At 62.4% G+C, this 12,510-nt stretch carries 10 protein-coding genes; 9 read left to right on the top strand and 1 reads right to left on the bottom strand.

What is annotated here, in order from left to right; translation table 11 throughout:
• Positions 1-137 precede the first annotated feature (137 nt).
• The 6 genes from NKJ72_RS00050 to NKJ72_RS00025 all read left to right on the top strand — a co-directional run bounded on the left by NKJ72_RS00050 (position 138) and on the right by NKJ72_RS00025 (position 7,479).
• The gene (locus tag NKJ72_RS00050) at positions 138-1,385 is read left to right on the top strand and encodes an efflux RND transporter periplasmic adaptor subunit (protein ID WP_352475314.1); all 1,248 of its coding nucleotides are present in this window, start codon (positions 138-140) and stop codon (positions 1,383-1,385) included.
• Positions 1,382-4,540, top strand: coding sequence for an efflux RND transporter permease subunit (locus NKJ72_RS00045; protein ID WP_352475313.1), 3,159 nt, complete (start codon positions 1,382-1,384; stop codon positions 4,538-4,540). The genes NKJ72_RS00050 and NKJ72_RS00045 overlap by 4 nt, the downstream gene beginning before the upstream one ends.
• A 56-nt stretch (positions 4,541-4,596) precedes the next feature.
• Positions 4,597-5,202, top strand: coding sequence for a nitrile hydratase subunit alpha (gene nthA, locus NKJ72_RS00040; protein ID WP_352475312.1), 606 nt, complete (start codon positions 4,597-4,599; stop codon positions 5,200-5,202).
• The gene (nthB, locus tag NKJ72_RS00035; protein WP_352475311.1) at positions 5,199-5,858 is read left to right on the top strand and encodes a nitrile hydratase subunit beta; all 660 of its coding nucleotides are present in this window, start codon (positions 5,199-5,201) and stop codon (positions 5,856-5,858) included. The genes nthA and nthB overlap by 4 nt, the downstream gene beginning before the upstream one ends.
• 19 nt (positions 5,859-5,877) lie before the next feature.
• Positions 5,878-6,210, top strand: coding sequence for a nitrile hydratase accessory protein (locus tag NKJ72_RS00030; protein WP_254819096.1), 333 nt, complete (start codon positions 5,878-5,880; stop codon positions 6,208-6,210).
• Between the two features lie 141 nt (positions 6,211-6,351).
• Entirely contained in the window at positions 6,352-7,479 is a 1,128-nt protein-coding gene (locus tag NKJ72_RS00025) for an ATP-dependent DNA helicase (RefSeq protein WP_023720791.1), read from the top strand.
• A gap of 6 nt (positions 7,480-7,485) precedes the next feature.
• On the opposite strand, the gene NKJ72_RS00020 is transcribed toward NKJ72_RS00025, so the two are convergent.
• Positions 7,486-7,890, bottom strand: coding sequence for a SpoIIAA family protein (locus tag NKJ72_RS00020; RefSeq protein WP_352475310.1), 405 nt, complete (start codon positions 7,888-7,890; stop codon positions 7,486-7,488).
• Between the two features lie 115 nt (positions 7,891-8,005).
• Between NKJ72_RS00020 and NKJ72_RS00015 the strand changes: the two genes are divergently transcribed.
• The 3 genes from NKJ72_RS00015 to NKJ72_RS00005 all read left to right on the top strand — a co-directional run.
• Positions 8,006-8,746, top strand: a complete 741-nt coding sequence (locus NKJ72_RS00015) for a pyridoxine 5'-phosphate synthase (RefSeq protein ID WP_352475309.1) — start codon at positions 8,006-8,008, stop codon at positions 8,744-8,746.
• 96 nt (positions 8,747-8,842) lie between these two features.
• Complete coding sequence (locus NKJ72_RS00010; RefSeq protein WP_352475308.1) at positions 8,843-10,756, top strand: potassium transporter Kup; 1,914 nt, start codon at positions 8,843-8,845, stop codon at positions 10,754-10,756.
• A 157-nt stretch (positions 10,757-10,913) separates the two neighbouring features.
• Positions 10,914-12,510, top strand: a 1,597-nt coding sequence (locus tag NKJ72_RS00005; protein ID WP_352475307.1) for a potassium transporter Kup, incomplete at its 3' end; no start/stop codon positions are given.

Genomic DNA, 12,510 nt, shown 5'->3' with positions numbered 1-12,510 from the left:
CTTCGTAATGACGGGTTTTGGCCCTTTTTCGCCTTCGGCATCCCCTATTATCTGGCAAAAGCGCGGCAATCGGCTGCGAGTTGAGCTAGACTACGGCCACCGGATAGCGGCGTGTCGGATCGAGAGGCCTTTTGTCGATGCGCGGAAAGATCGTATTTGCGGTGATCGCTGCAGCCTGCGTTGCCGCGGCGTGGCTCTATCTTTCGCCCAGCGCAATGAGCGATCTTCAGCATCTGCTGTCGGCGAAGCAGACGGCGGCGGCGGACAAACCCGCTGCAGCGGCAAGCGCCGCGCGTTCGACTTCGGTGGTTGCCGCCACCGCCTCGACGGCCGATTTCCCGGTCCGGCGCTATGCCATCGGCTTCGTGTCCTCTCCTGCCGTGGTCAGCATCAACGCACGGGTCTCGAGCCAGATCGTCGCAATCGCGGTCAAGGACGGACAGATGGTGAAGGCAGGCGACCTTCTGTTCTCGCTGGACGATCGCTCGTTGAAGGCGCAATTGGCACGTGATCAGGCGACGCTCGCAAAAGATCAGGCGCTGCTTGCCAGCGCCACGGCCGATCTTCAGCGGGCCAAAAATCTTGTCGCCAGGCAGGCCGGCACACAGCAGACCTACGATCAGGCTGTCGCGGCGCAGAAATCCGCAGCGGGCACCGTCGACGCCGACAAGGCAACGATCGATGCGGACCAAATCCAACTTGGCTTCGCCACGATCAGGGCGCCGATCTCCGGCAGGCTTGGCGCGGTCAGCGTCGCCGTCGGTGATCTCGTCACCACCAGCAACGGCAGCAGCACGTCGACCCCGCTGGTGACGATCACGCAGGTCGACCCGTTGCAGGTGAATTTCAATCTCCCCGAAAGCGATCTTGCGTTACTGCACAAAGCGCTGGCCGCGCCGCAGCAAGGCGCGGTGACGCTGACCAAGGATGGCGACCCGAAGCCGATCGGCAGGGGAACGCTGGATTTCGTCGATTCCTCCGTCGATACCGCGTCCGGCACGATCGCAACGCGGGCCAGCGTGCCCAACCCCGATCTTTCGCTGTGGCCGGGCCAATATGTCAATGTCGTGCTCGATGCCGGCATTATGCCGCAAATGACGTCGGTTCCGACGGTTGCCGTCCAGCCCAGCCAGAAGGGACCGTTCGTCTATGTGATCAAGCCGGACAACACCGTTGAAATGCGGCCGGTGCAGGTCGCGCTGACAGAAGGCGCCAACACCGCGATCAGCCAAGGATTGAAAAGCGGCGAGCGTGTCGTCGTCGAAGGCCAGACCAAGCTGAAGAACGGTGCGGCGGTGCGCGAAGGCAAGGCTTCGACCGGCACCGGCGACCAGGCGGCTCCGAAGGTCGCCGAGGCTGACCGGACGGGCGGAACACAGCCATGATTTCCGAATTCTGCATCCGCAGGCCGGTCGCAACGCTGCTCATGTCGTTCGCTCTGGTTCTGGGCGGGCTATTTGCTTACAAATTCCTGCCGGTAGCGGCACTGCCAAGCGCGGAATTTCCGGTGGTCAACGTCTCGGCCTCGCTGCCCGGGGCCTCGCCGGAAACCATGGCGACCTCGGTGGCAACGCCGCTGATCAAGCAGTTTGCCACCATCGCCGGCATCGATTCGATTTCGACGACCAACTCGCTCGGCTCGACCTCGATCGCCATTCAGTTCGTGCTCAACCGCGACATAGACGACGCCGCCGCCGACGTGCAGGCGGCGATCGCACGCACGCAGCGACAATTGCCGCCGGAGATGACCAGCCCGCCGAGCTATCGCAAGGTCAATCCAGCCGACGCGCCGATCCTGCTGATGTCGCTGGTCAGCGACACCATTCCGCTGACCGATCTCGATGCCTTTGCCGAGAATGTGATTTCGCCATCGCTGTCGACGATCGATGGCGTTGCGCAGGTTTCGATTTACGGCCAGCAAAAATATGCCGTACGCGTCCAGATCGATCCGACGGCGCTCGCCGCTCGCGGCATCTCGATCGACCAGCTGCAGGCGGCCATTGCCTCGGCCAACAGCAACACGCCGCTCGGCGTGCTCAAGAACAACAAACAGCAGCTGACGATCACCGCGAACACGCAGCTGACCAACGCGGCGGGATTCTCCAACATCATCATCGCAACCAAGAACGGCCATCCGGTGCGGCTCGGCGAGGTGACCCGCGTCATCGATTCGGTCGAGACCACGACGACGGCAAGCTGGTACGACGGCACCCGCGCCATCATCATGGCGGTGCAGCGTCAGCCGGACGCCAATACCGTCGATGTCGTCGACCGCGTCAAGGCGATGCTGCCTTCCTTCGAGGGTCAGATGCCGGCGGCGGCGAGCATCCAGTTGCTCAACGACCGCTCGACGTCGATCCGCGAGGCGGTGGATGACGTGCAGTTCACGCTGCTGCTCACCATCGCGCTGGTAGTGATGGTGATCTTCCTGTTCCTGCGCCGGGTGACGGCGACGGTCATCCCCGCCGTGGCGGTGCCAATTTCGCTCATTGCCACGCTGGGTGTGATGTACCTGTTCGGCTTTTCCATCGACAACGTCTCATTGATGGGGCTGACGCTGGCGGTCGGCCTTGTCGTCGACGATGCCATCGTCATGCTGGAAAATATTTTCCGCCATATGGAGGAGGACGGGCTCTCGGCCCTCGAGGCGTCGCTCAAGGGGGCGCGCGAGATCGGCTTCACCATCATCTCGATCTCGATCTCGCTGGTCGCCGTGTTCATTCCAGTGCTTTTGATGGGCGGCGTGATCGGGCGCATCTTCAACGAATTTGCGGTGGTGGTGACGGTCGCCATCCTGGCGTCGATGTTCGTCTCGCTGACGCTGACACCGATGCTGTGCTCGCGGCTGCTGTCATTATCGAAAGCCGAGCAGAAAGCAGCGCATGGCGGGGACCACAGACAAAACGTCTTCATACGGGGCTATGACAGGCTGCTGACATTCTGCCTGCACCACAATTTCCTTGTCTTCCTTGTCTTCCTCGTGACCGCCGGGCTGTCGGTGTGGCTGATCCAGATCTCGCCGAAGGGCTTTTTCCCGCAGGAGGATATCGGCCAGGTCTCAGTGACGACCATTGCGCGCCAGGATATTTCGTTTGACGCCATGGTGAAGCTGCAGGGGCAAGTGGCGGATGTCTTCACCCATTCGCCCTACGTCGCGCATGTCGGCTGGTCGGCGGGCAGTGGAAGCAATGCGCTCAACCAGGGCCAGCTGTTTGTGCAGCTGAAAGACAAGGACCAGCGACCGAACATCGACAAGGTGCTTTCGGATCTGCGGCGCCAACTTGCCAACGTGCCCGGCATCGAAACCTACATGCAGCCGGTGCAGAACCTGCGGCTCGGCGCGCGTTCTTCGGCGAGTGCCTACCAGCTTGCCGTGCAGGGCCTGGATACCCGCCTGACGAACGTCTGGGCGCAGAAGCTGACGGACGCGATGGCTGCCGACCATGCCGCCTTCACCGACGTCACAAATGACCTGCAGAACAATGCGCTTCAGGCGACGCTGGTGATCGACCGCGACAAGGCGGCGACGCTCGGCGTCGATACCGACACGCTGCGTTCCAGCCTTTATGGCGGTTTCGGCACCCAGCAGGTGTCGACCATCTTCGGCTCGGCCGACAGCTACGACGTGATCATGGAACTCGATCCGAAGATCGAGTGGTCGCCCGAGCGGATGCTGGCCATCAAGGTGAGAACGGCGAGCGGCAGCCTGGTGCCGCTCGGCGCGTTCGCCCGCGTCGATCGGACCGCTGGTGCGCTGACCGTCAACCAACTCGGCCAGCTTCCGGCTGTGACCATCTCCTACAATCTGCCGCAGGGCGTAGCCCTCGGCGACAGCGTGAGCCACATCAATGCGCTGAAGGAAAGGATCGGCATGCCGCCGACGATCTCGACCACGTTCTCGGGCACGGCGAAGACCTTCCAGGATTCGCTTTCCAACCAGGGACTGCTGATCGGCGGCGCGATCCTCACCATCTATATCGTTCTCGGCATGCTCTATGAGAGCTTCATCCATCCGCTTACCATCCTGACCGGGCTTCCCTCGGCGGTGCTTGGCGCGCTGGTGGCACTGCGGCTGGCGGGGATGGATTTGTCGGTGATCGCGGTGATCGGCATCCTGATGCTGATCGGCATCGTCAAGAAGAACGGCATCATGATGATCGACGTGGCGCTCGAGCTAAGGCGCGAGGGGATGTCGCCTGTCGAATCCATCCACAAGGCCTGCCTGATGCGCTTCCGGCCGATCATGATGACCACGCTTGCCGCGCTGATGGGTACCATCCCGATCGCGCTCGGCACCGGCGCCAGTGCGGAACTGCGCCAGCCTCTCGGCGTGGCGGTGGTCGGCGGTCTGGTCGCCTCGCAGGCACTGACGCTGTTCGTCACGCCCGTCATCTACGTCTACATGGAGCATTTTTCCGGCTGGCTGGTCAGGCTGTGGGCGCGGCGCCGAGGCGAGCCGAGGCCGGTCGAAGCGGTCGACCAGCCGTCACTGTTCGACGAGGAGGAAGAACCAGTGCCGCAAAAGGCGGCAGCCGAATAGCGCTGGCCCAAGCCGTGGTGCTTGCGGCCGGGGGTCCGCGATCGTAATTTGACGCCATGCCGCATAATCACCACCACGAGAACGAGCTTGATCCTTTTGCGGCGCGCGTGCGCGCGCTGGAGACGATTCTCACCCGCAAAGGCCTGATCGATCCGGCGGCGATCGATGTCATAGTGGACACCTACGAGACCAAGATCGGGCCGCGCAACGGCGCAAAGGTGGTGGCGAAAGCCTGGGTTGATCCCGCCTTTGCCGCATGGCTGAAGCGTGACGCGACGGCGGCAATCGAATCGCTAGGCTACACCGGCCGGCAAGGCGAGCACATGCAGGCGGTCTTCAACACGGCCGACACGCACAACCTGGTCGTCTGCACGCTATGCTCCTGCTATCCGTGGTCGGTGCTCGGCCTGCCGCCGGTCTGGTACAAGGCGCCGCCGTACCGTTCGCGCGCAGTGATCGATCCGCGCGGCGTGCTCGAGGAATTCGGGCTGATCTTGCCGGCGACGACAACAATCCGGGTGTGGGATTCGACCGCCGAGCTTCGCTATCTGGTGGTGCCTATGCAGCCAAGGGGCACCGAGGGCTGGGATGAGGGACGGCTCGCCGATCTTGTGACGCGCGATGCCATGATCGGCACCGCGTTGGCGCGGGAGCCGGCATGAACGGGCCGCAGGATCTCGGCGGCCAGATGGGTTTCGGGCCGGTCGCGCCAGAACCGGACGAACCCTATTTCCATGCCGATTGGGAAAGGCGGGCGCTGGGCGTGACGTTGTGCGCCGGCGCCATGGGCGCTTGGAACATCGACGAGAGCCGGCACGCGCGGGAATCGCTGCATCCAGCGGATTATTATGCCTCCAGCTACTACCAGATATGGATCAAGGCGCTGGAGGTGCTGCTCAAACGCCATGGTTTCGTCGGCGACCGCGACCTGGCCACGGGCGACGCAGTCGACCTGGCAGCGACACCCAAACGGGTGCTGAAGGCTAAAGATGTTCCGGCGGTGCTGGCCAAGGGCGGGCCTTGCGACCGGCCGGTCGCTATGCCGGCGCGGTTCAAGGCGGGCGACACTGTGCGTACGAAGAATTTCCATCCGACGGGCCACACCAGGCTCCCGCGCTATGCACGCGGCAAGCAAGGTGTCGTCGAGGCTGTGCGCGGCGGCTTTGTTTTTCCCGACACAAACGCGCACGGCCAGGGTGAAAACCCGCAATGGGTCTATACGGTGGCCTTCACCGGCAGCGAAATCTGGGGCGAGGGCGCCGACCCGACACTTGTCGTTTCGATCGATGCCTGGGAGAACTACCTTGAGCCGGCGTGAGACGAGCTCAATCGCCGCTATGCCGCCAGCCGGTGTCGAGGCGCCTGTGTTTGCCGAGCCGTGGCAAGCAGAGGCCTTTGCCATGACGGTAGCACTGCACGATAACGGGTTGTTTTCGTGGAGCGAATGGGCGGATGCTTTGTCGGCAGAGGTGAAGCGGCCGGGCGCCGCGCGCGACGGTCGCGATTACTACGAGCACTGGCTGGCGGCGCTGGAAAAGCTGCTGTCGGCCAAAGGCATTGCCGGCAAGAAAGACGTCGACACCATTGCCGCTGCCTGGGAACGCGCCGCGCACGCAACGCCGCATGGCAAGCCGATCCTGCTGGAGAACGATCCACGGCGGGTTCGGTAAGCTGCGGTCGCCTGGTTTGTTCTCTTTACGTTCCTGTTCGTCACTGATAATCCTGTCGCAGCGGCGCAGTTGCCGGCGGTGAAATTTGATGGTGATGGCACTCACCTTGTCTTTCCCTCGCGAATCCGGTCTGTCGCGCTGATGGAATTCTCTCCTCAACAGGACGAGGCGCTGAAGGCAGTGGCCGGCTGGCTGAAAGCCGGCAAGCCGCAGCTGTTCCGGCTGTTCGGCTATGCCGGCACCGGCAAGACGACGCTGGCGCGCTATTTCGCCGAGCATGTCGACGGCCAGGTGCAGTTCGCCGCGTTTACCGGCAAGGCGGCGCAGGTGCTGCGTTCCAAGGGCGCGGTCAATGCCCGTACCATCCATTCGCTGATCTACCGGCCGAAAGGCGAGGAATCGGTAGCGGACGAGGTGACCGGCAAAACCTCGATGTCGCCGACCTTTTCGCTCAACCGGCAGAGCCCGATCTCGCGAGCCAAGCTCGTCGTCATCGACGAATGCTCGATGGTCGACGAGCAGCTTGGCCGTGACCTGATGAGCTTCGGCACGCCGATCCTGGTGCTTGGCGATCCCGGCCAGTTGCCGCCGATCTCCGGCGGCGGCTTCTTCACCGACCACGAGCCGGACATTCTGCTCACCGAAATCCACCGCCAGGCGCGCGACAACCCGATCATCAGGCTGGCGCTCGACGTGCGCGAGGGCCGCGAGTTCATGCGCGGCGACTATGGCGCGGCGCAAGTGATCGGCAAGGAAGACGTCACCCAGGAACTGGTGCTGAAGGCGGACCAGGTGCTGGTCGGTACCAACCGCACGCGCCGCCGCTATAACCAGCGGCTGCGCGAGCTGAAGGGGTTCAACGCCGATTATCCGCAAGCCGGCGACAAGCTGGTCTGCCTGCGCAACGATCCGGCCAAGGGACTGCTCAACGGCTCGCTGTGGAAGGTGATGACCTCGTCGCGCGAGACGGTCAAGCCCGGCATCAATCTTCTGGTTTCGCCGGAGGAAGACGACCCGGATCGCGGCGTCGCCAAGATCAAGCTGCTCAAGGCGGCGTTCGAAGATCCGGACGCCGACATTCCCTGGCAGCAGAAGAAGCGTTTCGACGATTTCGACTATGGCTACGCGCTGACCGTGCACAAGGCGCAGGGGTCGCAGTGGAACGAGATCGTGCTTTTCGACGAAAGCTGGGCGTTCAAGGAAACCCGGCAGCGTTGGCTCTACACCGCTATCACGCGCGCGGCCGAACGGCTGACGATCGTCCGATAGGCCGCATCAGCGCTGGGCGATCGGGTTGGCGCCAAGCCATTCCCAAGCGGCGGCCTCGTCCTTGGCCTCGAAATGCCGGAGTTCGATAGGCACAGAGGTAGGCAGAAAGGCTCTTGCCTCGGCTATCCAGTTCGGCTCACCGACCGCGGCGCAGCGGCTGATATGCTCCACTGCATGAGCTATGCCCTGTTCGATCGTCTCGTCCGACACATCGGTCCAGTCGACACCCTCATGATCGATCAGGCGCACCAGCACGTCGATTTTCGAGTGCAGCGCGTAGGCCGCTTCCAGCAATCCGAACAGGTTTTCGGCGTCGGCCGCTGCGACATGGCCGACGACATCGATGGCGAGGAGGTCTTCGCGATCGGTATCGATGCGGCGGACCGCCGGCACGGCATCGAGAAAATTCAACAGGCAACTCCTTGCGCTCGATTTTCTTAGTTCACCTTGGAACACCTGAAACCCTCTGTCTATTCCCCTTAAAGGCGGTATAGATGCGCGCCGAGATCAGTCTGGAACCGTGCAAATGCCTGCAAAGCTTTCCGTCAACCTCAACGCCATCGCCATGCTGCGCAACCGGCGGGACCTGCCGTGGCCAAGCGTGACCGGGCTCGGACGCATTGCCCTTGCCGCCGGCGCGCATGGGCTGACGGTGCACCCGCGACCCGACGAGCGGCACACCAGGCATTCCGATCTGCCGCAGATCAGGGCGCTGATCGACGACGAGTTCCCGAATGCGGAATTCAACATCGAGGGCTATCCGACCGAGGAGTTCCTGGCGCTTGTCGAAAGGCATCAGCCCGAGCAGGTGACGCTGGTGCCTGACGACCCGGCGCAAGCGACTTCCGATCATGGCTGGAACTTCGCCGCCGAGGCGGCGTTCCTGACACCGGTTGTCAAGCGCCTGAAGAAGGGAGGCTTTCGCGTGTCGCTGTTTTCCGATCCTGACCCCGATGGCGCGAAAGCCGCTCGCGACACCGGCGCCGACCGGATCGAACTCTATACGGGTCCATACGGCAGCTATCATTCCGATTCGGCAAAAGCGGCGAAGGAATTGGAGAAATTGGGAAAGACGGCGGATGCCGCACTAGCCGCAGGGCTCCAGGTCAATGCCGGGCACGACCTTGTGGTGAGCAATTTGCCGGCACTGGCCAGGCGCATCCCGGCATTGGCCGAAGTGTCGATCGGGCATGGGTTGACAGCCGACGCGTTGGAGTATGGCATGGCTGGAACGGTCAGGCGGTTTCTGAAGGCTTGTGGCTGGTAGAGAGAGGCGAGCCGATAGCCCTGCGTCCCCGGCATGGCAGCGCGCCCTTTCCATCCCCGCGGCATAGAGCACCGAACGTCTATGGGAGTGTCGTCCATGGCCCTTGCCAACGCTGGTAGCGAGGCAGAACCCATCGAGCAATCCAGCCACTCCACCGTCGAGCAGCACAGCACCAAGGTGCTGATGCTGGGCGCGTTGGGCGTGGTTTACGGCGATATCGGCACCAGCCCAATTTACGCATTTCGGGAAGCGCTGCACGCGTCGTCGGGACCGGTAGCGCGCAACGACGTCCTCGGCGTGCTGTCGCTTATCGTCTGGGCGCTGACGATCATCGTCACGATAAAATACGTCGCTTTCGTGCTCCGAGCCGACAACAAGGGCGAGGGCGGCACGCTGTCACTGATGTCGCTTGCGCGTAGTGCTTATCCAAAGGGAGCCCCGTTCATTCTGGGGATCGGACTTTGCGGCGCGGCGCTTTTTTTCGGCGACGCGATAATAACGCCCGCCATCTCCGTGCTTTCGGCTGTCGAGGGCCTGGAAGTGATGGCTCCGACGCTCGAAACCTTTGTCGTTCCGATCACTCTTGTCATCCTGGCAATGCTCTTTGCCGTGCAACGGTTCGGCACCGGCAGGGTGGCGGCCGTGTTCGGGCCGGTGACGGCAGCGTGGTTCCTGGCCATCGGCGCCGCCGGGGTCTACCATCTGCTTGACGATCCGTCGGTCCTGCTGGCGGTCAATCCCTATTACGCGATCGCTTATCTGGCCAATACGCCCACCGGCGCTTTCGTCACGGTCGGGGCAGTGTTCCTGGCGGTCACCGGGGCCGAAGCCCTCTATGTCGATCTCGGCCATTTCGGGCGCAGGCCGATCGTGCTGGCATGGTTTGCTGTCGTGTTTCCTTGTTTGCTCCTCAACTATTTCGGACAAGGGGCGTTCGTTCTTGCCAACGGCGGCAAACCCACCAATCCATTCTTCCAGATGCTGCCGGATTGGGCGCTAATGCCCATGGTTGGGCTGGCCACGGCAGCGACGGTGATCGCCAGTCAGGCGGTGATCTCCGGCGCTTTCTCACTGACCCGTCAGGCGGTGCAGCTCAATCTGCTGCCACGTATCGAGGTGCAGCATACTTCCGAGATGCAGTCCGGCCAGATCTACATGCCGCGGGTCAATCTGGTGGTCGCGCTGGGCGTGATGTTGCTGGTGGTCGGCTTTGGCAGTTCGAGTTCGCTAGCTTCCGCCTATGGCATTTCGGTGACTGGCGAAATGCTTATGACGACCATCCTGCTGTTCGTGGTGATGCGGTTCCGGTGGAAATGGCAGCTTGCACTGGCGGCCGCGCTCACACTGCTGTTCGGCACGATCGATACCGGATTTTTCCTCGCAAACGTCGTCAAGATCCTCGAAGGTGGGTGGGTGTCGATCACGGTCGCCTGCGGCATGGGGCTGATCATGTCCACATGGATCCGCGGCACCCGCTATTTGTTCGACAAGACCCGCCGGAACGAGATCCCGCTGGATTTCCTTGCCGGCAATCTGCTGAAGAAGAAGCCACATCTGGTGTCGGGCACCGCGGTGTTCCTGACCAGCGATCCGTTGAGCGCACCGACGGCACTGATGCACAGCCTCAAGCACTACAAGGTGCTGCATGAGCAGAACGTCATCCTTTCGGTTGTGACGGCGCCGCAGCCGGTCGTGCCCGACAGCGAGCGGGTGAAGATGGAGACCGTCAACGAGCTGTTCATGCGGGTGACGCTGACCTTCGGCTACATGGAGCAGCCCAACATCCCGCGTGCGCTGGCGATCTGCCGCAAGCAGGGCTGGAAGTTCGACATCATGACGACCTCCTTCTTCCTGTCGCGGCGCTCGCTCAAGGCGTCGCCCAATTCCGGCATGCCGGTCTGGCAGGACAAGCTGTTCATCGGGCTGGCGCGCTCGGCGGCCGATGCAACGGAATATTTCCAGATCCCGACCGGACGCGTCGTCGAGATCGGGACGCAGGTGGCTATTTAAAACGTGTCCGTTGCGACATTCCAGGTAGTCTGCCGATGGGACCGAGTCTGCCAAGTCGTGGAGGACTCGCAATATCGGGACGGAGCCATTACGTGACGGCACTTGATATTGCAGCGCAGCAAGCGTAGAGCACCGCGCGCTTATCGGAGTGTCGTCCATGGCCCTTACCAATGCTGGTAACGAGGCAGAACCTGTCGAACAATCCAGCCATTCTGAGGTCGAGCAGCACAGCACCAAGGTGCTGATGCTGGGCGCGCTCGGCGTGGTTTACGGCGATATCGGGACCAGCCCGATCTATGCATTCCGAGAGGCGTTGCATGCATCAGCCGGTGGCAATGTCGCCAACCGTGGCGACATCCTGGGCGTACTCTCGCTGATCATCTGGTCGCTGACGATCACCGTCACCATCAAATACATCATGTTCGTGCTCCGTGCCGACAATCGAGGCGAAGGCGGGGTGCTGTCGCTGATGGCGCTGGCGCGCAACAGTTTTCCGACGCGCTCGGCGGTGATCCTCGGCATCGGCATCGTCGGCGCGGCGCTTTTTTTCGGCGACGCGGTCATTACGCCGGCGATCTCGGTCCTATCAGCGGTCGAAGGCATGAATGTCGTCACGCCGACATTTCAGCCCTATGTGGTGCCGCTGACACTGGCCATCCTGGCGATCCTGTTTGCGGTACAGCGGTTCGGCACCGGCGGCGTAGGATTGGTGTTCGGGCCAGTCACGGCGCTATGGTTCCTGGCCATCGGCCTTTCCGGCATTAACCACATCATCGCCGATCCGGAAATCCTGCTGGCGATCAGCCCGCATTACATCGTGTCATTCCTGGTCAACTCGCCCGACGTCGCCTTCGTCACGGTTGGTGCGGTCTTCCTCGCCGTCACCGGCGCCGAGGCGCTCTATGCCGATCTCGGCCATTTCGGCCGCAAGCCGATCGTCCTCGCCTGGCTGGCAATCGTGTTCCCTTGTCTATTGCTCAACTATGTCGGGCAAGGCGCCTTCGTGCTGGCAAATGGCGGCGTTGTCGGCCATCCCTTCTTTGAGATGAACCAGGGCTGGACGCTTATTCCGATGGTCGTGCTGGCGACGGCGGCGACCGTCATCGCCAGCCAGGCGGTGATCTCCGGCGCTTTCTCGCTGACCAGGCAGGCGGTGCAGCTCAACATGCTGCCGCGTTTCGTCATCCAGCACACGTCGGAAAAACAGTCGGGCCAGATCTATCTGCCGCGCATCAACCTGATGCTGGCGCTGGTCGTGATGTTGCTGGTGGTCGGCTTCGGCGAATCCAGCCGCCTGGCCTCGGCCTACGGTATTTCGGTGACCGGCAACATGCTGGTGACGAATGTGCTGCTTTTTGTTGTGATGACGCGCATCTGGAAATGGCCGCTTGGCGTCGCGATCGCCTTGATGGCCGTGTTCGCCTTCGTCGATACCGGCTTCTTTGCTGCCAACATAGTCAAGGTGTTTGAAGGTGGCTGGGCATCGCTTGCCATCGCCGCAGTTATCGTGATGACTATGTGGACCTGGATCCGCGGTAGCCGCTATTTGTTCGACAAGACCCGCCGGAACGAGATCCCGCTCGATTTCCTCGCCGGCAATCTGCTGAAGAAGAAGCCGCATCTGGTGTCGGGCACCGCGGTGTTCCTGACCAGCGATCCGCTGAGCGCGCCGACGGCACTGATGCACAGCCTCAAGCACTACAAGGTGCTGCATGAGCAGAACGTCATCCTTTCGGTTGTGACGGCGCCGCAGC

It is taken from the genome of Mesorhizobium sp. M0045, from assembly GCF_040323385.1.
Classification (GTDB): Bacteria; Pseudomonadota; Alphaproteobacteria; order Rhizobiales; family Rhizobiaceae; genus Mesorhizobium.
This window is presented reverse-complemented; position numbering and strand designations above follow the sequence as displayed.

What these genes read in the sequence shown, in the direction of transcription:
- nthB (WP_352475311.1), top strand. Translation starts at nt 5,199, where the DNA reads ATGAACGGGCCGCAGGATCTCGGCGGCCAGATGGGTTTCGGGCCGGTC.
- nthA (WP_352475312.1), top strand. Translation starts at nt 4,597, where the DNA reads ATGCCGCATAATCACCACCACGAGAACGAGCTTGATCCTTTTGCGGCG.
- NKJ72_RS00045 (WP_352475313.1), top strand. Translation starts at nt 1,382, where the DNA reads ATGATTTCCGAATTCTGCATCCGCAGGCCGGTCGCAACGCTGCTCATG.
- NKJ72_RS00025 (WP_023720791.1), top strand. Translation starts at nt 6,352, where the DNA reads ATGGAATTCTCTCCTCAACAGGACGAGGCGCTGAAGGCAGTGGCCGGC.
- NKJ72_RS00030 (WP_254819096.1), top strand. Translation starts at nt 5,878, where the DNA reads ATGCCGCCAGCCGGTGTCGAGGCGCCTGTGTTTGCCGAGCCGTGGCAA.
- NKJ72_RS00050 (WP_352475314.1), top strand. Translation starts at nt 138, where the DNA reads ATGCGCGGAAAGATCGTATTTGCGGTGATCGCTGCAGCCTGCGTTGCC.
- NKJ72_RS00015 (WP_352475309.1), top strand. Translation starts at nt 8,006, where the DNA reads ATGCCTGCAAAGCTTTCCGTCAACCTCAACGCCATCGCCATGCTGCGC.
- NKJ72_RS00010 (WP_352475308.1), top strand. Translation starts at nt 8,843, where the DNA reads ATGGCCCTTGCCAACGCTGGTAGCGAGGCAGAACCCATCGAGCAATCC.